We start from the raw sequence: 22,301 nt of genomic DNA on the forward strand, positions 1-22,301 counted from the left end.
GGTAGGCCGCCGGGGGAGGCACCGCACGCAGCACCTCCGGGGCATTGCGGTAGTCGGGTAGCACTATGGTCGTGTCGCGCAAAGTCCGCGTGCTTCGTATCGTCACCTGGAGCGAACACGACGAGGCCGACGTATAGTCAGCCTGGATGGGGACCTGGGCAGGCAGCTGGGCACGCCTCTCTGCTCTCGCGTGCCCAACCACGCGGACAATATCCGCATGGGCGCTGTCGCAGACCGCAAGAAACCGCTCGATGAATGCAAGTTGGTACTTAGCTCTTTCCCAAATCCGGTCCTCTGGCGAGAGCCCATTCGGCCCCTCCAGGATAAACGAGAGCGTACAATCGATGCCAAAGCCGTTGCGTCCATCATCGATATCGGTGGTGCTGTGCCGTACGGATTGACGCGGGTCATCCTGCGCCACGAGGTATCGATTCGCCTTCAACCCGCAGGCACGCGCGTTTTGGATGGTGGGCCACAGCAGTCTCTCCTGCGCAAAATCCAGAAGCAATGGGGGGATTGCGGGATTGCTGATGCAGTCAAACTGCTCCCCAAGGTCCTTGATGAGCCCGTGTGCAAGCCACGACCGGATGCTGTACTCATGCACGTCCAAAGTGACATGTGGTGCATACCGATTGAAAAGGGAGCGAAGGATCCGCGTCTCCGGTTCGGTCAGGATCGCGTGGTTGCGATTGAGGTCCACGTGCCGGCTGTTGCGACGAGTGTGCACCTCGTTCCCATCCGGGTTCACCATGGGCACTAGGATCAGATTGAGGTGGGCGTAGGCACGGGGAGAAGCGACCGTACACAACTCGTGCACCAGCATCAGCAATGCTTCCTTGCCAGAGGGCTCATCGCCGTGTTGCTGGGCAAAAACCATCACCGTGGCGCCTTCTGGACACCAGTTTTCCCTTGGAGGCATGTAGACCGCCGGCACCTCCCTCCCCTCCACGCTGCGCCCCACCACCTCCAGCTCAAGCCATGGACATGACTCGGCCAGGGCGGTGAGGAACGCCATCATCTCCGGGTGGGAGGTGCCCCTCGGCGGAGTCTGGGTCGCGAGCGGCAGGCGCGGCTGCGCATAGGCACCAACCCCTGCGAGAAGAACAAGCACCAACGCAATCCTGCGCACCATCAGTCAGCCTCACTTACCCCTATGCGCTCAACGTCCCTCATCTCACCAACGCGCACTTACGCGTGAGACATACATCCTCCGAGACCAGCTGATACAGATAGATGCCGCCGGCTACAGCGACACCCGTGTCGTCCTTGCCGTCCCAGCTCAACTGGTGGCTGCCCTGGTTCAACGGACCGCGAAACATAGTCCTCACCACCTGCCCCGCAGTGTTGAGCACGCGTACTTCAACTCGTGCACTCCTTGGGAGGGCGAATCGAATAAGGGTATGAGGATTGAAAGGATTCGGATAGTTCTGCTCGAGCACAAAAGCGCCCGGCACATTGCCCGAAGCAGGCTTCTGGTCAGTGCCGCTCACACCACCTTGCAACCAGTCCAAGACCCGCTGGAGGGCCAGCTGTCTCAGCTCCCCATCGGCGATCCCTTCCCACCCAAAGCCAAAGAAGACCGCACGGTAGGTTCCCCCATCGACGGCCACGGCGCCCGCGCCGCTGGAGCGAATAACCCCCGGCCCTTCGGGCGTCGCGCGATCGTAGTAGAGTATCGCCTGACCCGGGGATAGGGGATCAACCTCGTTGGGAAGCGACTGGCGATTATCTCCCTCCCGAGACAACCAGAACTGCATGCTTCCCAACACTGGATTGCTCCCCTGCGTGGTAAGACGGTGAAGCTGAGTGTTATGGTTCACGTAAGCAACGCGGAGCCAATCACGCAAAAATGCACTGTTCCGCAACGACAGCGTTAACATCGATCCATTGATAAAGAGGCTTCCTCCACCGCCTAAGTAAGATTCCAAGGCAGCAGTCCCGCTACTGTAAAGCGAATGCCCAAAGTAATGACCGGTATACCAGATTACTCGCCTGTATTGTTGAAGCGTGTCCAAAGGCACCGGCCCTTCGAGACCTGTGTCCCAATGACGGAAGCATAGTCCCAGCCGGTTCATGGTGGATCGATACAAATCGCTCACGGCAAAGTCCCCGTCGTCTTCCACCACCAGCACTCTCCCCTGCCCGATTGCCACATAGATCGGAAGGACGGTTCGGCAGAAACCTTTCCCCTCACGTAGCTCAAGTTGGAAGGGGACGATCGTCGAAGGGGCTTCTGGTAAGACGTGAACGACAAATTCGTCGCCCCGATTGCTTCCGGCCCGTCCCACTGCCACTGCCGGGTAGACAGCTGTGCTATCCGTCACTACCGCATATGGGGAGGTGCTGCGCAACACTGCCTCCACGTCCATTGCATGGCGCAAACCGTCGTTCTTCACCGTCACGGCAAGCGAAAAGTTTTCTCCTGGATCGATCTTGCCGTCACCGTTGCCTTCTTTTTCTTGCGCATTCTGCGCAAGATACGCGAACACAGGCATCGTCACAGTCAGCTTCACCAAGTCCGACCACACACTGCCCGCGTCATCGCGAATGTCCACCTGCAGTTGTATCTTGCGTCCCGAAGGCAGAAGTGGCGACAGGGCGATTACCGCACTCTCCTGGCTCGCGACCACCGCACCGGGCGGCACTTCTCCCACGTAAACGCTGTCCTTCACCACTTGCACCTGTGGGTCACCGGACCTCACGCGGCAGAACACCCCATGTCCTGAGCGATTGCCAAAATTCTTCACGTTCAGCCTGATTTCCAGGCGTTCGCCCGCATCCACAAAGCCGTTCCCATTGCCGTAGCTCTGGCCTGTGGCGTCGTCGTCGAGCGTGAAAGTGGACACCTTCACGTAGGGAACATCACCAAAGTTGTCCGCCGGCCCAGCCAGGGCCGCGATGGCCGCAATGCTGGCCTGGACTACCTCCCGCATGTAAAGGAAATCCATGTTAGTTGTCACATCGGTCACTTTGTGCCAATGGGGGCTGAAGTCTCCTTCCTGGACGTAGATAGCGCGCTGCCCCCAGACCTGGAAAGAGCGATGGTCGCTGCCTCCGCTGTTGCCCGGGATGGACGGGACGAGGGTTGTATAGGTCCGGCACATGTCCGCCACCAACTCAGCATAAGGCGCTGACGGTGCGTCGGTGAAAATCGTCACATCCCGAGGAGGAGCTGCCGGGTTGTAGTTACCGATCATGTCCCCATTGAGGTAAAAGCCCACCGGTCGCCTGGATAGGTAGAGCTTTCGTGCATAGGCTTCACTTCCCACCAGGCCGATCTCTTCGGCGTCCCATGCGGCAAAGGCTACCGTAGCTTCGAAGTTGTGCTCCGCCAGAACTCGCGCCGCCTCCAGGGCCATCACCGCGCCCGAGGCATTGTCGTCTGCACCTGGCGCCCACACAAACGGATTGGTGCCGGAGCCCAGCACAATAGAATCGTAATGACCGCCGATCATGATGACGCTATCCGGGTAGACTAATCCCCGCTTTGTGGCGATCACGTTGAGATGGGGCACGGTGGACCCGGAGACGAAAAAGGTGTCGAACTCCACCTCGGTGCAGCCCAATGCCACGTAGCGGTCAAAAATCCATTGGGCCGCTTTCCTGATTGAGTCCGAGTAGGTATATCTTGTGCGGAAATCCTGGAGTCGCTGCACCCAGCGATGTAATGTGTCCGCACTAACCTTTTCAATGATTCGGGCGATGGTAGTGTCATAGCCCGCCCGTGTTTCCAAATGCACTGGAGCAGGAGGAGGTGTTGGTTTCGCCAGGCGGCTGATCCACTGCAAGGAAAAGCCTGAGCGGGCCAGCTCCAGCGCCTCATCGGGTGTTGCCTGCACCAAAGTGCGTCCCTGCAACCTGCAGAGTGCCCTACCCTTGGGCACATCGACGAGCTGAGGGGCTCCTGGCGGTGCAGAAACTACATAGTAGTCCCCATGCCAACCGGCCTCGCTCACGACGTGATACGCGATGCCTGAGACGCGCAGGGCCTCTAATGCATAGGAATCCACTTTGCCGAACACTATCGCGTCATCATAGTAGTAGGGAACAAACCCGACGGCATCGCTTAAGCGGGGATAGTCAGCTGAGGATAGCACCACCAGCACCGGTTGCGCACTCTTTGGGCTACGGAAGCTAGGCCCTAAGACAAGACCCCCGGCCACGAGCGCAACGAGCAACTGCCTCTTCATGTCCGGCTCCTCCCTGCTCCTTCCTCAAGTCTTTGATCCCGGGATGGTGCACTATGCTGCAACGTCATCTCCGGGAAGTAGGTTTGCAGTAGCTTGGTTGATAAGCCGCCCTCCCCTTTTGCACCTCGTGTGTACCTTCAGTAAGTCTGTCAAGTCCAAATGGCGCACGAGGCCACCACCGTTACCTGCGACGGCTCTTAGGGGGTGCAGCCTGGGAGTGGTCGCCCGCCTCCACCACGGCCTCTTCGTTGAAATCGGTTGCCAGCGACTTGACGCTGACTGGCCGACCGTCTTTCACGTAGACACGAGGCAGTCTTGCACCATAACGGGACATCACTTCGTAGGAAACCGAGCCGATGGTATCGGCGATGTCATGCGGTGAAATTTCCGCCTCTCCGTCTCGCCCCATGAGAGTCACCACCTCGCCTGGTTCGGCACCTCCCAGTTCCTCCACCCGGACGAAGCACGCATCCATGCAAATACCCCCCACGATCGGAGCGCGTTGCCCCCTCAGCAGCGCCGTGCCCACATTGCGGAGGCCACGGTCGTACCCATCGGCATACCCGATCTGTAGCACGGCAATGCGCTCCGGTTTCTCGGCCATGTAGCGGCGTCCGTAGCCTACAGTGTCGCCGCGGCGAAGCTGATTGACTTGCATCACTCGTGCCCTCACGGCCATTGCCGGGAGCAAGTCAAGCGGGCGCTGCACGTCCGGCGAGGGGTAGTAACCGTAGAGCAGCAACCCGCAGCGCACCATGTCGAAGTGGGCTTGGGGCAAGTCCAGGATGGCCCCGCTGTTAGCCATGTGCCAGATGGGCACCTGCACTCCGAGCTCAGCAACCTGCTGTCGGACCATCTGAAACCGAGAAAGCTGGAGCTCTGAAAAGGACTTGTCCAGGGCATCGGACATCGCAAAATGAGAATAGACGCCTTCCACGTGCAGACCCGGCAACTGCGCCATGGCGGCGATCCATGTGGCCGCCTGGTCAAATCGCACCCCCCATCGGCTCATGCCGGTATCGACCTTGAAATGGACTACTGCCTTTTTCCCCAGGGATTGCGCCGCGCGCGACAGAGCCTGTGCCACCTCCGTGGTATTCACCGTCTGGGCAATGTCATGCGCCACGGCGATGGAGGCGTGCTCGGGCAGTATGCCCCCCAGATTCAGGATCGGAGCTCGTAGGCCTGCGCGACGCAACTGAACTGCTTCGTCCAACAGCACCACGCCTAACATGTCCGCACCGTTGGCCAACATCACCCGCGCCACCTGTACGGCTCCACACCCATAGCCGTCTGCTTTCACAACTGCAAGGAGCTTGCGAGGTGCGACATGGCGCTTTACGCCACTGGTGTTGTGGGCAATCGCGTTAAGGTCAACCTCAACCCATGCGGGACGCAACATCGCCAATCCGCCACCACCCATGAACCGTACTCCGCTTTTCGCCTACCCTCGTTTCTTCACAGGCATCGTCAAAAGCAGGGCCGACCAGGGCACGTCGGGCGCCAGCGTGCCCTATGCCCGTGCCCCCACAAGCCGCGCTGGACATTCGAAAAGTAGCTCACGACCACGATTGAAGCGCTACGAGGCCCCTGATCGCGGGGCCAAGAGGAGCTCGCTACGAGGACGAAATATAGCACTTTTCCGGTGGATTGCCAACCGTTTTCGTGGGTGCGCCAAAAACAACAGGGGAAGGCATTGTGGCCTTCCCCTGTAGGGGTTCCCGCATCGTGGGATGGATTCACTCTTCCGGTTCATTCATCGGACATTCGCCTGGAGGCATGCAATGGCCTTTCCAGCCCGAGCGCCTCATCGGCCGGAAGAAACCCCTGGGGTGCGCCGGCCTGTCGTCGAGCCATCGTGCCCCAAAGCCTGGGCGAGCATCGAAAGCCGCCTTCTGTTCGTCCGTCAGCAAGTTGCGCACCTGCATCCGATGGGCTACCGCCTTCTTCTCGATCTCCGCGCGCAGCTTGGCCAGCGCGTCGATCTTGGCGTTGATGGCCTTCTGATCTGGCTTGTCTGACGCCAGGAGCGACAGCAAAGCAAAGCGCTCAGAACGAAGCTGGTTGCGCATCGGTTGCACTTCCTTCAAGAAGCCTGTACGCAGTTCTTCGATCTTCTGCTTCTGCTCTTCTGTCAACTTGGGAATGTGGGCCCAGGCGCACTCTCTCTTTGCCTCAGGACCTTGCTTTCCCTGGGCCAAAATGGGCCGCCATGCCAACACCGTCACCACGGCGAGCACCGCGATTGCGGTGATTACCAGAGCTCGTCTCATACCTATGTACCTCCTTTTCGCTGGTCAATTCATCTGTGGTGGTGAAACGGAGCCACGCGCTCTTGACCTCTGGGAGCTCCCGGGGTTTCTCCCTCGAGGGGTGGAGGACCAGGCTCCATTGGCCCTCGCATCATAACCCTGTGTTCCATAGCACGCTGTTCGAACATGCGGATCAGAAAGTCAAGCCTTTCACGTCCAATACGCGGCTTGAGGCCCAAGAGATGGCGGACGGTGATTCTCTCCAACTCCGCTTGGTGACGCGCCAACTCATCGATGGTCGCCATAATCTTGACGGTATCCGGCACCTCCTGGCGCAGGAGTTCCACCAGCTTCAACCGGGTGGCCCTTAAGGCTGCCTTCTCCCTCTGTGCACGCGCGAAATAGTCCTGCACCATCTTGCCGACTACCTCATCCGTCTCCGGGTGGAAACGGACACGCGTCTCGCTACTCCAGCGCGGCGGTCGCCATGGCTTCTCCTTCGGTCTTGTGAGCCAGAAGACAGCCAACGTGACTATCGCTACCACGTTGACGGTGAGGGAAAAGACAAGGGCCAAGAACATCCACTTGTTGCGCATCATGCACCTACTTGCTATTGTTCGAAGCTGCCAGGGCTACATACACCTCGCTCAAGGAACCTGGCGGCAAGTCAGCAAAGTTGTCGAACTCGGCACTCACCTGCGTAATGGAGGCGTCCTGGTGGCTGCGCAAACTGCTCACCAGACTGCCCAACCGGCTCCCCATAAGCACCCCGGCCAGGATGCCCGCAGACACTGCGATGGGTACCAGGGGCCGCGCAAGGAAGAGCTCCGCTAACCGTCGCACGGCGCCACGCGGCCGTGACACGATTCGCGCCATAACACGCGCGGCAAAAAACGGTGGTGCCTGCACCGGTGGAAGGTCACCCAGAAGTGCCCACACCCGCTGCAGTCGCATAAGCTCGGCTGCGCATTCGCCACACGCCTCCAGGTGCTCGGCTACCTCGCGTGCAAGCCCCGCGTCTAATTGGCCGTCCATAAAGGCGGACAGCCGACATTGTACCTGTTTGCACGTCATGATTCGTTCTCCACGCCTTTCAACACTTCGCAGCCGATAAACTTGCGCTCAAGCTTTTTCCTCAAGCATATGGGAAAGTTGCCGGTACAGGCGTCGCTTGGCCCTGTGCAGAATGGACTCCACAGCCGACACGCTGGTCTCCATGACCTCGGCGATCTCTGCGTAAGAAAGATTGCCAAAGCGCGCGAGCACCGTTGCCACTTTCTGGCTTTCCGGCAGTGAGTCGATGGCCTTCCACAAGGCGCGCCCCCTCTCTTCGCGTTCCAGATCCCCATCAGGCCCTGGGGCAGGGTCGCGTTGGGCAGACCCAAAATACCCGTCAGGTTCAAGGGCGCTGCGCTCAAGGGAAAGCAACCGTCGGACCCTCCTTGCCCGCAACACGTTCAAGCAGTGATTGGTGGCGACACGATAGAGCCAGGTGGAAAACTTGGCGCGCGGGTCGAACCGGGGCAGGGCATCGAAAGCTTTGACGAATACCTCTTGCGCCGCATCTTCGGCGTCCTCCCTGTTGCCCAGCATGCGCACACAGGTAGCCATCACCTTGTCCTCATAGCGGCGGACCAGTTCACCGAAAGCCTCGGTGTCGCCCCTCTGGAACTTGTCTACCAGTGCCTCGTCATCCATGCTCTTGACGTCCGTGACCAGCTTGTTGCGCACACCTTTTAAACACGCGCCCAGCCGTAGAATTGCGCTACCCTGGAAGAAGGCAAGGTGGAGAAATGCATTTCAGTGGAGCAACACACCAGGAAGCTTCTTGGCACGTAGAGAACGCATAAGGAGCCGACGGATTTCGGCAGAGGTGGCTCGCGACAAAGCACAAGCTGCTAGGTCTTGCGCTTCGCCAAGTACCACCGAGCGCACGACGCGCTTGACTTCCGGTATGAAGTGCGGGCTCATACTCAGCTTGCGAAACCCGAGACCAACGAGGAGCTCTGTATAGAGAAGGTCACCAGCCATCTCGCCACAGATGCTAACCTCTTTTCCTGCGGCCGCCGCCGCCTCGGCAACGCGCTTCAGCAACTGCAGAACGGCTGGGTGTAGGGGATCGTAAAGGTTGGTCACCCGCTCATTGCTGCGGTCCACCGCCAGCGTGTACTGAATCAGGTCATTGGTGCCCACGCTAATAAAGTCTGCCTCGCGGAGGAGTGCCTCGACCATCAGGGCCGCTGAAGGAATTTCGATCATTATGCCCAGAGGCACAGTGGGGACGGGTATCAGGCCTCCAGCTTCGAGCTCATCCCTCGCCTGGCGTAAAAATGCCTTTACTCGGCGGACCTCTTCTACCGTGGAAATCATTGGCACCAAGATCGCGACGTGTCCGTAGCGTGCGGCGCGAAGGATGGCTCTCAGCTGCGCCCGAAACAGATCCGGGTGTTCCAAAGAAAACCGTACAGCGCGCAGACCAAGGTAGGGATTAGCTTCGCGGTGCAGCCCTGGAAGCGCGCGTGCAAATTTGTCGCCGCCCACGTCGATAGTACGGATCACCACCGGCGATGGCGCAACGCCCTCGACGAGCCGGCGATACACGGCGAATTGCTCTTCCTCGGGCGGAAACGAGTCACGGTCAATGAAAAGCATCTCTGTGCGGAAGAGGCCGACCCCTTCGGCGCCGCGTTGGAGTGCCCATTCCAGGTCGGCCAGCGTGCCCACATTCGCCATGAGGCTGATAGGAACCCCATCCCTGGTCAGGGAGGGCAGCTTAACAAGCTCTACCAGTTCTCGCGCGGTACCTTCGAGGAGAGCGCGACGTTCCTCGTAAGCCTTTTCGTCCTCGGGCGAGGGGTTTACGATGACCGATCCACGGGTGCCATCTACAATTATCCGATCCCCTAATGCGACCCGACGATGTACCTCCCTTACCCCGGAGACCAGTGGTACGCCCATGCTCCTGGCCAGAATGGCGGCGTGCGACGTTGCCCCTCCCCGCGCAGTGACAAAGGCTTTGATCTTGCCGCGGTCAAGACCCACCGTCTGCGACGGAGTCAACTCCTCCGCTACCACCACCACATCCTCATGCGCAGCAAGAAAAGCTTCCTGGCGGCGCCCCATGAGGTGTCTCAGCAGCCTACTCCCCACATCGCGCATGTCCACTGCCCGCTCCCGCAGGTAGGGGTCTTCCACGGCACTGAGAAGGCGCTCGGATTCCTCCATCACCTCTGCAAGAGCCTGTTCCAACCCTTTGCGCTCGACGAAAAGTTTGCGCTCTACCTCACTCTTTAGGTAGGGGTCATCGAGGAAAAGCAGGTGGGCCTCAAAGATCTCGGCTTCGCGCGCGCCGATCTCCTTCCTCACACCATCCCTGAGCTCGGTCAACTCGCGACGCGTCTGCGCGACAGCGTGCTCCAGACGCTCCAGTTCTTCGGCAGCCTCTCCGGGGCGAAGGCTTCGCTGGGGCACCGCCAGGTGCTCCCCGAACAGACACGCCTGGCCCATGGCAAGGCCAGGCGACAGCGGCACCCCTCTGAAACGCGTGGGACGTGTCAATCCCATACGACGTCCAAAAAGCGTCTGGATTCCTACTCCCCGCCTTTAGCCGATGACCCCGTGCTTGCGCCCAACCTTGGCAAAAGCGCTCAATGCTCGGTCGAGGTGTTCCTGTTCATGTGCTGCCGAAATCTGCACCCGGATGCGCGCCTGCCCCTTCGGCACCACGGGATAGCTAAAGCCGACCACGTAGATCCCCTCGTCCAACAAGTCGCGGGCCATCATCTGCGCCAGCTGAGCGTCGTTAGGGAAGCGACTGAGCATGATGGGCACAATGGGATGGTCTCCGGGCTTCACCTCGAAGCCGAGGCCGGCAATTTCACGGCGGAAGTAGGCGGTGTTACGCCACAGCTTGGCGCGCAGCTCATCCACCTCAGAAAGGAGCTCGAGCACCGCCAGCGAGGTACCCACTACCACTGGCGACAACGTGTTAGAAAAGAGGTAGGGACGCGAGTGCTGCCGCAACCACTCGATGATTTCCTTCCGCCCAGAAGTAAAGCCGCCCGATGCGCCCCCCAACGCCTTGCCCAGCGTGCTGGTGATCACATCCACCCGCCCTTGCACGCCATGGTACTCGGGCGTGCCTCGTCCATGCGGTCCCAGGAAGCCAGTGGCATGTGAATCGTCTACCATCACCACGGCGTTGTACCGTTCGGCCAAATCGCAAATGGCCGGCAGGTTAGCGATTGCCCCATCCATGCTAAAAACCCCGTCGGTGGCTATCATCTTGACGCGTGCATTCTTGGCGTTGACCAGCGCCTCCTCCAACGCCGCCATGTCATTGTGCTGGTAACGATAGCGCTCCGCTTTGCACAAGCGAATACCATCGATGATCGAGGCGTGGTTCAGAGCATCGGAAATCACCGCGTCCTCAGGGCCAAGCAGGGCCTCAAACAATCCCCCGTTCGCATCGAAACAGGAAGAGTAAAGAATGGTGTCTTCAGTTCCAAGAAAATCGCTGAGCCGCTCTTCCAGCTCGCGGTGAATGTCCTGGGTGCCGCAGATAAAGCGCACCGACGACATCCCGTAGCCGCGCTCGTTCAGCGCGCGATGCGCCGCCTCAATCACCTTGGGGTGACTGGACAAGCCCAAGTAGTTGTTAGCGCAAAAATTCAGCACTTCCTTCCCCGGCCGCACGCGGATTGACGGCCCCTGGGGAGTTTCTATCAACCGCTCCTCTTTGTAAAGCCCGGCCTGCCTTACTTCGGCTAAACGCTCGTGGAGCACAGAACGCAGTTGTTCGTACATTGCGTACCCTCCTCGCTCAGCCCTTGCGCGAGCTCGCTCTGGAAAGTCAAGCCTCACATGCCATACATGTCGATAATCTCTTTCTTGCCCTTGCCCAGAATGTCGTACTTCTTCCCCACCTTGACGAAGGCTTCGATCGCGCGGTCCAAATGCTCGCGTTCGTGGTCGGCGGAAATCTGCACGCGAATGCGCGCCTGACCCTGGGGCACCACCGGGAAAGAGAAGCCAACCACGTAGATCCCTTCGTCGTACAGATCCCGCGCCATGTCCTGCGCGAGTTTTGCATTGTACAACATGATGGGCACGATGGGATGTACACCGTCACGGATGTCAAAACCCACTTCCTTCATGCGCGTGCGGAAGTAGAGGGTGTTCCTTTCCAACTTGTCCCTTCGCTCCGTCGTCTGGGACAGGAGGTCCAGGACCTTAAGTCCCGCCGACACGATCACCGGCGGCACGGTGTTAGAAAAGAGGTACGGCCGGCCTCGCTGGCGGAGCATTTCCACCAGCTCCTTACGACCACTGGCACACCCGCCCGAGGCCCCTCCCAACGCCTTGCCCAGCGTGGTGGTGATGATGTCAATCCGCCCTACCACACCGCAGTGCTCGTGCGTCCCCCGCCCGTTCTTGCCCATGAAGCCCGTGGCGTGCGAGTCATCCACCATGACCATGGCGTCGTATTTGTCGGCAAGGTCGCAAATCTTGTCGAGTGGAGCGACGTCACCGTCCATGGAAAAAACGCCGTCGGTGACAATCAAGCGAAAACGACACGACTGGGACTCCTGCAGCTTCTCCTCAAGGTGCTCCATGTTCATGTGCTTGTACACGAACTGCTGGGCGCTGCACAGGCGGATTCCGTCGACGATGGAGGCGTGGACCAACTTGTCGGCAATGACTGCGTCCTCTCGGCCCAGGAGGGCCTCGAAAATCGCGGCGTTGGCGTCCAGACAGGACGCAAACAGGATGGTGTCTTCGGTGCCGAGGAACTGGGTGAGCTTCTCCTCAAGCTGGCGGTGGATGTCCTGGGTGCCGCAAATAAAGCGAACTGAGGACATGCCGTAGCCGCGCTCCTCCAGCCCTTCCCTCGCTGCTTCAAGTATGGCCGGGTGGCTCGATAGCCCCAAGTAGTTGTTGGCGCAGAGGTTGATAACCTCACGCCGCGGCGCGCCGCGCGGGTATTCTACCGCAATCTCGGCCGCCTGGGGCGAACAGATGTACCGCTCCTCCTTGTAAAGTCCAGCTTCGCGGATCTTCGCCAGCTCCTGCCGGTAATACTCCCTTGCCCTTCCGTATGCCACTTTCACCTCCTGCACCGAACGCTGGTGCGGTCACAATCACTTTACCCCTGGACACCGTTGCACCCTTCTTTCTCCAGCCTTACCCGATGGCCCTCGTATGGTGGCGTTGCCCCCCTTGCCGCGGAGAAATCCATCCAACAGTAGCTTGCGTTCCCGCCAACTATCCCTGGCCTTGCCGAGCCACATCCCACTGGGCAATGCCCATGGGCGGCCCACGCGGTACTCACCCCCGCAACTCCTTCACCAGCGCGGCAATGCTGTTCACCGTGTCGAAGGTCTCGGGCGAAACCTTGGCATCCGGTATCTGGACGCCGAACTTCTTCTCCAGAAAAGCCTTCAGCGACACCATCGAAAACGAGTCCACAATGCCCCCTGAAACCAGGGGCGTTGACTCGGTAATTTCTGTTTCATCGTCCTCCACGTATTCCTTCTTGATGTAGTCGATGACGACCTTCTTCACGTCTTCCATAGCAGTCCCTCTGGCTTCTACTTACCCTGACGACGCACCTTGCTCGCGGAATCCGACGCCGCGGAGCGCGTCGGCCCACATTCCCGGCAACACCATTGCTTTTTCTCTGAGCCAGTCAAGCGCCTCATTCCGACTCCAAGACTACCACCGCAGCAGCATACGTCCGGCAATGCGAGACCGACACATGAGCTCGGGCCACTCCTTTTTGCTCAGCCAGCTCTCTTGCCCTCCCGCCGAGAGCGAGAGCCGGTTTACCATGCGCGTCATTGCGCAAGACTACATCCTGCCACGACAGCCCGTCCTGCCATCCGGTGCCGAGCGCCTTGAACGTCGCCTCCTTCGCGGCGAACCTCACCGCATAGTGTTGGGCCCGGTAGCTCTTTTCTTCGCAGTAGGCGACTTCCTCCGGCGCATACACCCGTTTCAAGAAACGTTCCCCATGGCGCTGTATCTCTTCCGCCACGCGCTCAATCTCGATGATGTCAACACCCACGCCCAGGACCATCAAGGTACTCGCCTATTGAGCACCATTCTACGGCACAAGCACGACCTTGCCACAGTTCCCTGCGGCCATGAGCTTCATCCCCTTTTCGAAATCCGCCAAAGGAAACGTATGAGTGATGATGGTCTTCAGGTCGATCAACCCGCTTTTGATGAAGCCGGCACTCTTGTACCACGTCTGGAACATCGTCCTCCCGGTGACGCCGTAGATGCGCAGCGCCTTGAACACGACGTCGTCGTTAATGTCTAGGGTTACATGCCCGTTGTACAAGCCGAGGATGGAAACCCGCCCTCCAGGGGTGGTGACTTTGAGGGCCTGGCGCAGGGCATCGGGGCTTCCCGACATCTCCACCGCTACGTCTACCCCGTTTCCATCTGTCGCTTCAATGATCTCCCCCACTACGTCGGTGGTCCGAGGATTAAACGTCTTAGTCGCTCCGAGTGCTTTGGCGAGCCCCAATCGGTACTCATTGATGTCAGTCACATAAATGGCTGAGGCACCGGAGGCGCGGGCCACCGCAACGCCAAACAGCCCCACCGGCCCTGCACCCATGACCGCCACTGTTTTTCCAGCAACGTCCTCAGCCAGGATCGTGTCCACTGCGTTGCCCAAAGGTTCCTGCACCGAAGCATACTCGTAGGGCACCCCAGGGTCGTTCTTGACCACGTCCACCTCCGGCACGACAGCGTATTCGGCGAACACACCGTCGCGGTCCACACCGAAGATCTTCATGTTGCGGCAGATGGCCATACGCCCGGTGCGGCACTGATAGCAGTGACCGCAAGGGATGTGAGTTTCGGCGGAGACCTTGTCTCCCACTTTCACCCACTTGACCCGCTCGCCGACTTCCACTACCTCCCCTGCCAGCTCGTGCCCCATGATTTGCGGCGTCTTGATGCGCCCGGCGGCCCATTGGTTCCATTCGTAAATGTGCAGGTCGGTCCCACAAATAGAGGTGGCGCCCACCTTCACCAGAACCTCATCCGGGCCACACGTGGGGATGTCCACCTCTATGTATTCTGCACCAGGACCAGGTTTTGTCTTCACTACCGCTTTCATCTTCTCCGCCATGTGCCCTCCGATCTCCGACTGCCTACCGCGCCATGCAAGGCAACCTCTTGTTTAGCGCACCACCGTCAACTTGCGGACCGCCCGACTCATAGTCGTGGTCATGACGCAAAAGTAAAGGCCACTGGGAACCGCACGCCCCTGTTCGTCGTCACCTTGCCACCGCACCCTGTGCGCCCCTGCCTCCAGCTCGCCATTAAGGAGAGTTCGCACCTGCCGCCCCTCCAGGTCATAGATGCGCACCACCACCCTCTCCGGACGAGGCATTTTGCATACCACCTCTACCCATGGATTACCAGGGTTAGGATAGCCATTTGTTACCTCAAAGTCCTCGGAACAAACCGCACCCATCGGTTCCGCCACAAGCGTCGTGAGATTTCCTGGTGCCACAGCAATATCATCGATATACACGCCCTCGTGTTCCTCAGCCGGGTCGCTCTCAAAGAGCAAACGTACGGCACTCACAGCGCCAGGTCGGAGAAAAGAGATGTCATAGGAATATGGCAACCAGTCATTCCCCATGAGGGTGGAGTCCAGCGCCCCGCCCGTGCCGATAAAATCCAGTGTGACCCAGTCCTGGCCCCGGCGCACCTGCACATAGAGGCCATCACCCCGGTACCCTCCCTGCGAATACACCGCCACATCGTACCAGGCCCAGAAGCTCAGCTTTGCGTCCGGCGGCACCCGAAACTGTGGTGTGATGAGCGCTGTGTAGGTACTTGGGAGATAGAGGCCAGAGGCCTCCTCCCCACAGTACCAGGAACTGCACCCGGAATGCGCACGCCGGGTGGTGACATGCCACAAATCATGCGCACCTCCATGGACGTAGCCGGCAACCGGCTGTTCCATATCGTCGAAAAACCCTGTGGCGCCGACGATGAGAGTAGTGGAGGCGGAGAAAGCTTTGCCCCCCTGTTCAGCCAAAACCATGGTGAGTCTGGGAAAATACGGCTCCGGCACATCATGGTGGATGCCGACCGCGATCTCCACCGTACCGCTATCGCTGGACCCGATGGTCCCGACCTCAACGCGCGGGGTGAGGACCGCTATTCCCTCTTCCTCGGTCACTGTCTCCAGCACTACTGCAATTGCCGGTCTGGAACCTTGGTTTGCAAGGGTCACCGCAAGGTCCACCGTCTCCCCTGGCTCCAAGAGCCCGTCGCCGTCTCCTGTGCGTTCATCCGAAGCAGTCACCCGCGCCACGCAAAGGTAAGGGGCGGCTACCGGCACACTGAACATACTCCGCCACGACTGCCCCCAACGATCGGTGGCCGTGAGCGAGAAAGCCACAACATCGCCGTACCCGGCCTGGGCGGCGACCTTCAAAACGAAAGATTCGTCGGGTGACACCGGAGTGGCCGAGCAATCCGGCCCGATATTCCCATAGACCGCAGTGCTATCGAGAATGGTGGCAAGGGCGCTTTCGCATCTAAGTACTGCTCGTACCTGCTCAGCGGTGGTGGCCCCGTGATTGCGCAACGTAATCTGAAGCGCTACTTCCGATGCAGGCTCAAGGGCATCCGGCGTTCTCCCCGGATCAAGCGGGCGCCATGCCGCGAAAACGACATGAGGCGTCAAAGACTGCAGCGGCACCTTCACTATGCGCGGCAGGTAGTTGTGGGCAGTAACGGTCACAACGAGCGAGTCGGCACCAGAGGCGGGCGCGACGGAGAGAGCACATATCCCTGATGCATCTGTAGTGCCCCGTTCGTACACCTCCTGCCCACAGATGACGCACACCGAGGCACGACTCACCGGTACCCCGCCATCAAGCACGCGCACCGTGAAGAGTTGTTCGCCCGGAGCGACAGAAGGCGGACATTCGACGGCGAGCTCCCGCGGCTCATCGGTCCAAATGGGCATCTCGGGGTCCCCGAGCAAGGTAATCTCATACTGACACCAGCGGTACACGTTTTCCTGACGGGAAAAGGGCACGTAGTAGGCTTTTGCCATAGCCAAGGTTTGACCTACGTGGACCACGTTTTCCTGCATTAGAAACCGATAGAATTGCTGGTCAAACCGGTCTGAATAACCATACTTTGGATTGCCCGGCGACCCCCACCCGTACCGCGAATTGCCGATAAAGACGACGCCCCCGCCGCGCGGGTTGCGGACAAAGTGCTCCGCAATGCAGTCCTCTTCAAAGTTGGCCGGATAACAGCCGATGGAGTAGAGCACCGAATAGCGTGGACCGTTCGCAAGCCTATCCATGTCGGCCAATTGGAGGTAACCGTTGCCCACACCCATCACGGTGGTGAATGCATGCCCGTCGTGGTTGACCAAGTTCATTCCTTGATTCAGGGCAGCAACCACTGACTGAACGCTCTCGTTGCCGCGCGAACGGTAAAGCTTGGTTATGGAAAACCGCGCCGGCACGTAAAGCTCGTCGATCAAGTCTTTGCCAAGGCCAGAGTCTGTGTAGGGATTTTCCCACAAAACGTCCGCAGCAAAGAGGGCACGTGTCAGATAGTCGCGCGGCGGCGCTTGCTCGTACGTGAGCACCTTGCGCACGAAGGTTTCCACCTGGGCCACGTTGTTAACAGGGGCTCGCCCCACGAACACGTCGGGATACAGGTCCACGCTGTCAGCAACTTCACCATAGATCCGCGAGCCGTTCTCATCCCAGGTGCGATCAAGGTCAGAAAAGTAGAGGTCACACGGGATGGCGTTGGCCTTTTCGCCTTGTAGACAATCCATGGCGTAGGCGGTGCGGTAAGGGACGGCATCGACGTCTCCGCCGAGGAGCACCCAGCGGAGGTTCCACGCCTGCCGGGCCGCTTTCAAGAATTCACGCACCCTCACGGCATTGTCTTTTGCGGGATAGGTCCGGTAGATTTCCTCAGTGGTGACGATGACCGCCCCCAGTCCCTTTTGCCGTTTCCACTCTGCCAGCGGCTGAAAGGCCTCTTTGAAGGCCGCCGGAGTGATGATCACGTACTCATGGCATTCAGCGGGTGCACTTCCTCCTTTGTTCAACCCTTCGGCGGCGAAGAGGCGCAGCTCGCTTTTGTTCTCCACCAAAGCCTCGACCATAGACAGAAGTCCCGCGTCTACGCTGCCACGCGGAAACGCGCGGTCGTACCGCACGCGCAGGAGCACCTCTTCGCGAAGGAGCACCTCGCCCCGTGCAGGTGCGAAAGCTATGGGATAAACGGCCAGCTCTGCAATAGTCAGCCCGGCACATTGACCCTGCCCGAGGAGCTCGACCACAGCCCTAGGGTATGGCTCCTCCCGCTCATACACCTCTGCCTTGGGAGGTACAAACCCGACGGTGCGCGACAGGGAATATGGCTCGGGTGGCTGAGCGGGTATCACTTTCACCCCAAAGGCAATGGGATGCGCTGCCGATCCATCCGTTTCGATACCCGTGACCCGCGCGCCTGGTGGTAAGGCCAAGCGCACAATTCTCACCGGAACCTGCGGCTCGCCCACCACCTCCGTCAGTTCGCACCCATCCATGGTCACGCGCGTAAAGCCCACCGCTGGCTCCAGATGCATGTCCGCGAGAGAAAACCGCACCACCCATGGGAATTCCTCTGGGTAAACAGCACCCGCCACCACGCACAAGGTCGCGACCACAAGTAACCTCCTCCTCACCGCGCTCCTCCATGGGCTACGATCGCACACTCGCAACTCACCGCAAAAGGCTCACCTTTTGCACCACGCGGGCGCCCTCAGCTTCCAGCACGCAAAAGTAGACCCCCGGGCCCACCCTGCGCCCTGCACCGTCGACGCCGTCCCAATGGAAGGAGTGCTCTCCAGCCGGAAGAGGCCCTCGATGAAGCACGGCGATCTCTCTTCCCCGCACATCGTAGACAGCGACATGAGTTTCGCCCGAACGTCCGGCTGCACTTACCTGCCTAGGAATGCTCACCGTCACATGTGTACTCTGACTGAAAGGATTGGGGTAGAAGGAAGACAGCGCGTATCCTTGCTCGCGCGGCACGCGCTCTGAGGTAAGAGTTGGTTCTACCTGGGTGCGTAGATCGTCGCGGCCACCAGCCGCGCGGTAACGCTGCGCAAACTCTTGAAGGAATTGGTTGGCAATATCCGCATCATGGATGATGAGGGTATTCTCGTCGTTTATGGTCTCGGCACTAGTGGTCCAGTTGTGCGAACCGGTGACCACGAGGGGGTCGCTCTCCACCGCGTAAACGTCCACTATGGCGTACTTGTGATGCAAAAGACCCGCCTCCAGGTCGATCCACACGTCGGCCTTCGGAGACCAAGGCGAGGAGCCCGTTCCTGCCATGTTCCCGAATTGGGAAGAGGCATCGCGGGCCTCGGCGCTGTCGAACACCCCCTTCAGCTTGAAGCCAGGCACGTAGTACCACTTGTCCCTCATCGCCGAGGCCACGTCATACCGCGTAAAGGAGTAGATGCAGAAGTAGATCGAGGTCTGCGCGGTGTTCAACGCACGAATGATCTTGCCGGTCGTCCGGTCGGAGGGGCTCATGTACTGTTCTACGAGCCTGCCACCGATGGCGAAGCGGTGAGGTGTATTCTCTTCCTTGCGGGCGCCAAAACGTGCTGTGGCTGGGTCCGGAGTCTCGTTTTCGCTGCCCCACATCTCATTGAACTCCACAGTATAGCATGCGGCCAGGGCTTGATCTTGAATGACTAGCACGTTCTCTGCATTGTTGCTCACACCGGCGTAACTGGCATTGTATGATCCGGTCCACACCCAATCGTCCGCCGCGCTTGTAGTATTCCGGTAATCGAACACGGCGAACTTGTTGTGCATGTAACCTGTGCCATCGTTGCTGCCAAAGGTGTCATCGATGACCGGAATGCCCGCTGCCACCAGGTCGGCTATCTGGTTGCTCAGATTGTCCCGTTCGGTGATCACCCTCACACTCACCCCCCGAGCCTTGGCGGCCACCAGAGCCTGCGAGACAAGAGTATGGGTGAGATTGTAGAAACAGAAATCGATGGAGTAACGTGCCGCGTTGATTCGGTCTGCGAGCCTTTGCGCCACATCCACCTCGCCGTGCGCGACCGTCCCTGTGGCGTAAGCCGGGTTGATGCTCTTCGTGAAGTAGACTACGATCTCCCCCGAGCACTCTGGTGGCGACGCTGTGCTGAAAAGCAGGTCCTCACCCTGCGTGGTGCCCACCGCATTCGTGGATAGGATGCGGCTGTGGTAGAAGGTCGCTGGTGAGAGGCCGCTAAGCCTAACCGCATGGTGCAGCACCAGCGTACTATCACCCACGCTGCCCAGCTCGTATCCGGTGGTCCTGCCAAACCTCACCAGGCTCGTGGCCGGTGTGTCTGTGTCCCACACGATTGTGACTGCATCTGGGTCGATGTCCGCCTCCATGGGCCCCCACACAATTTGCGGCCCGCTACGGCTGATGATGTCCTCACGGTAGCGAGGAGAAACCTCGTACCCGGAGGTAAAAGGAGAGGTTTGGTCGTACTGTTTCAGTATTCCCACGACGTCAAAGACCCCACTGGGATGCGGTATGCCGGTGTCCTTATCAATGAAGAGGTCACACGTGCCAGTGGCATCGCGCAACAGCCCTCCATACGTGCCGGTTTGGGTGTAGGTCACGCTGTTGACACGAATCAGTCGCCCCTCGTAAGGTTCGCTCCCATCTGGCAAAAAGGAATTAGCAACTTGCGCGCAGGTGAGCACCAGCGGCTCTGGCACAGGATAACCGGAGCCATGTAGGGTTATCCGCAGTGGATTGCTGGGGTATCCGTACACCTCCACCAACCCGTAGTAGGACTTTATCACCCCGGTCACGGTGATGCTGTCGCCGAGGTTGATGCGCGTGGGGTCGCTGTGACCAAATACGCACACCCCCCCTGTGGGGTCCTGCACAAAAATCTCAAGATTGCTCCCGTAAGTACCCGTCCCCACGGTAGCAATTCCCGTCACGGTAACCTGGGTGCCCTCCGTGTACGGAGCCTTGGGCATTCCAAGCTGGTCATTGCGGTGGAGCTCAATGATGGGAACGACCTGGCCGAACAGCCGTGCACACGGTGCTAGCACAAACACGGCACACAAGCCCACAATCCATCGCGCCTGCCCTTTCGTGCGCCCCACAGAGTGCTCCTCCTTTCTCACCAACCCCCCGCCGACCCGTCCATAGACCGGCAATGAAGCTGGCGCATGGTTCGCCCGTGCCACTGCCAAGCTGAACCGAGGCACCTCTCTGAACAGTCATCAGCCACGCAGCGCCCCAGCAGGCGCCGCTCCTGTTGGGCTACCCTTGGTGAGTTGTAGGGACATGCTGATATGACGGTTCTCAGCTCAGGATAGGACCCACAAGAACGGAACCTCATCTTACCGAACATCTTGCCGTCCAATACATGTGCGCTGGCAACGAAGGGAATGCGAAGAATTTCAGCGAAGGCTCTTGGTCCACCCACCACACGCATCCTTGAGCAGCATCAGCAACGCGAGGGCCTCTCACGTTTTCGGTGCAAATATACGGATATCTCGGCTCTTTGTCAAGCACATTGTCGGGAGGCCTCTCCGTGCCAAGTTCAGCGCAAGTCAAAGTGGTTGGGCCCCGTAAAGCAGTGCCGGCCTATTCGCGCCTTCCGTAACCGACAGGGCGCTCACCAGAGCCAAAGAAGTCTCCCGTAGAAAACTTCCCTGCACCTGCCGAAAAAGCACTTTGATTCTTGGGGAGAAATGCATAGATTTCGCACGGTTTTGCTTTGCAATGAATGAAACCCGCGGTGCATATGGAGCAGCTTGCCCGACTTTTTCAAAAAACCTATGGACATGAGCCATCCTCCATTGTCCAATTGAAAGGGGACGGCTCTGATCGGCACATCTTTCGCCTCGCGGACGAGGAACGAACAGTGATCGGCATCTGGAGCGAGGACCACGCACTCAACGTAGCCTTCCTGGAGTTCAGCCGCCATTTTGCGCGACATGGGCTCCGCGTGCCCGCAATCTATGCGGAGGATCTCTCGCGGGGAGTCTACCTGGAAGAAGACCTCGGGGACTGGACTCTGTTCGACTGGATGGTCGCCCTGCGCGAAAAAGAGGGATTCTCGCCGCGCATTGTGGACATGTACCGCAAGGTGCTTGAGGACCTCCCCTTGTTTCAGATCGTCGCAGGCGCCAGCATCGATTATGATCTCTGCCACCAACACCGTGAGTTCGGCGAAGAATCGATGGCGTGGGACCTCCACTATTTCCGCCATCGGTTCCTTGAGGTCTTTTACAAAGGCCCATTGGACTTTACCAAGCTGGAGGAGGACTTTCGTCGACTGCGTGTGTTTCTTCTCGAGGAGCCCCGCAAGTATTTCATGTACAGAGATTTTCAATCGCGCAACATTATGGTTGTGGAGGGGAAACCCTACTACATAGACTACCAGTCCGGGAGGCGAGGAGCGCTCCAATACGACGTGGCTTCGCTTCTCTATGATGCCAAAGCCAATGTTCCTGAGACCACGCGGATGGAGCTATTGGCTCACTACCTGGATAAGGTTCAGCAATACGAAAAGGTGGACCCTCAGCGCTTCGTCCACTACTTCTACGGGTTTGTGCTCATTAGAATGATGCAGGCCTTCGGCGCGTACGGCTATCTCAGTGTGGTCAAGGGGAAGAAGCATTTCTTTAAGAGCGTGCCCTTTGCCATTCGAAACTTGGAGATCCTCCTGGAGAAGGATTTGCCCATTTTGGCGCAGCTTCCCGAGTTGCGGAAAGTCTGCGAAGGACTCGTCAGCGACCCGGAGCTACGGGGCATGTGA

General features: G+C 59.2%; 16 protein-coding genes. 1 reads left to right on the plus strand and 15 read right to left on the minus strand.

Annotated elements, in window-relative coordinates; all coding sequences use genetic code 11:
* From ONB25_09260 to ONB25_09330, 15 genes are all read right to left on the minus strand, one after another.
* On the minus strand, window positions 1-1,132 hold a 1,132-nt coding region (locus ONB25_09260), incomplete at its 3' end, for a M14 family zinc carboxypeptidase (protein ID MDZ7393064.1).
* Window positions 1,133-1,169: 37 nt separating this feature from the next.
* Window positions 1,170-4,190: a M20/M25/M40 family metallo-hydrolase gene (locus ONB25_09265; GenBank protein ID MDZ7393065.1), complete on the minus strand. Its 3,021-nt coding sequence runs from the start codon at window positions 4,188-4,190 to the stop codon at window positions 1,170-1,172.
* A gap of 181 nt (window positions 4,191-4,371) precedes the next feature.
* Window positions 4,372-5,613 carry an alanine racemase gene (alr, locus tag ONB25_09270; protein MDZ7393066.1) on the minus strand — a complete coding sequence of 414 codons (1,242 nt, stop codon included), beginning with the start codon at window positions 5,611-5,613 and terminating at the stop codon, window positions 4,372-4,374.
* A gap of 316 nt (window positions 5,614-5,929) precedes the next feature.
* The gene (locus tag ONB25_09275; protein MDZ7393067.1) at window positions 5,930-6,463 is read right to left on the minus strand and encodes a Spy/CpxP family protein refolding chaperone; all 534 of its coding nucleotides are present in this window, start codon (window positions 6,461-6,463) and stop codon (window positions 5,930-5,932) included.
* Between the two features lie 29 nt (window positions 6,464-6,492).
* Entirely contained in the window at window positions 6,493-7,041 is a 549-nt protein-coding gene (locus ONB25_09280; protein MDZ7393068.1) for a periplasmic heavy metal sensor, read from the minus strand.
* 4 nt (window positions 7,042-7,045) lie between these two features.
* Window positions 7,046-7,516, minus strand: a complete 471-nt coding sequence (locus ONB25_09285; GenBank protein MDZ7393069.1) for a zf-HC2 domain-containing protein — start codon at window positions 7,514-7,516, stop codon at window positions 7,046-7,048.
* A gap of 48 nt (window positions 7,517-7,564) precedes the next feature.
* Window positions 7,565-8,140, minus strand: coding sequence for a sigma-70 family RNA polymerase sigma factor (locus tag ONB25_09290; protein ID MDZ7393070.1), 576 nt, complete (start codon window positions 8,138-8,140; stop codon window positions 7,565-7,567).
* Between the two features lie 102 nt (window positions 8,141-8,242).
* On the minus strand, window positions 8,243-10,006 hold the full coding sequence (gene ptsP, locus ONB25_09295) for a phosphoenolpyruvate--protein phosphotransferase (protein MDZ7393071.1): 1,764 nt from the start codon (window positions 10,004-10,006) through the stop codon (window positions 8,243-8,245).
* 39 nt (window positions 10,007-10,045) lie between these two features.
* Complete coding sequence (kbl, locus tag ONB25_09300) at window positions 10,046-11,248, minus strand: glycine C-acetyltransferase (protein ID MDZ7393072.1); 1,203 nt, start codon at window positions 11,246-11,248, stop codon at window positions 10,046-10,048.
* A gap of 53 nt (window positions 11,249-11,301) precedes the next feature.
* Entirely contained in the window at window positions 11,302-12,546 is a 1,245-nt protein-coding gene (kbl, locus tag ONB25_09305; GenBank protein MDZ7393073.1) for a glycine C-acetyltransferase, read from the minus strand.
* 223 nt (window positions 12,547-12,769) lie between these two features.
* On the minus strand, window positions 12,770-13,015 hold the full coding sequence (locus tag ONB25_09310; protein MDZ7393074.1) for an acyl carrier protein: 246 nt from the start codon (window positions 13,013-13,015) through the stop codon (window positions 12,770-12,772).
* Between the two features lie 124 nt (window positions 13,016-13,139).
* Complete coding sequence (gene acpS, locus ONB25_09315; protein MDZ7393075.1) at window positions 13,140-13,520, minus strand: holo-ACP synthase; 381 nt, start codon at window positions 13,518-13,520, stop codon at window positions 13,140-13,142.
* Between the two features lie 27 nt (window positions 13,521-13,547).
* Window positions 13,548-14,588, minus strand: coding sequence for an L-threonine 3-dehydrogenase (tdh, locus tag ONB25_09320; GenBank protein MDZ7393076.1), 1,041 nt, complete (start codon window positions 14,586-14,588; stop codon window positions 13,548-13,550).
* Between the two features lie 51 nt (window positions 14,589-14,639).
* Window positions 14,640-18,182 carry a C25 family cysteine peptidase gene (locus tag ONB25_09325; GenBank protein ID MDZ7393077.1) on the minus strand — a complete coding sequence of 1,181 codons (3,543 nt, stop codon included), beginning with the start codon at window positions 18,180-18,182 and terminating at the stop codon, window positions 14,640-14,642.
* A gap of 37 nt (window positions 18,183-18,219) precedes the next feature.
* On the minus strand, window positions 18,220-20,637 hold the full coding sequence (locus ONB25_09330; protein ID MDZ7393078.1) for a phospholipase D-like domain-containing protein: 2,418 nt from the start codon (window positions 20,635-20,637) through the stop codon (window positions 18,220-18,222).
* A gap of 647 nt (window positions 20,638-21,284) precedes the next feature.
* Here ONB25_09330 and ONB25_09335 point away from each other — a divergent pair.
* Complete coding sequence (locus ONB25_09335; protein ID MDZ7393079.1) at window positions 21,285-22,301, plus strand: phosphotransferase; 1,017 nt, start codon at window positions 21,285-21,287, stop codon at window positions 22,299-22,301.

The organism is candidate division KSB1 bacterium (genome assembly GCA_034506335.1).
Lineage (GTDB): Bacteria > Zhuqueibacterota > Zhuqueibacteria > JANLFK01 > Oleimicrobiaceae > Oleimicrobium.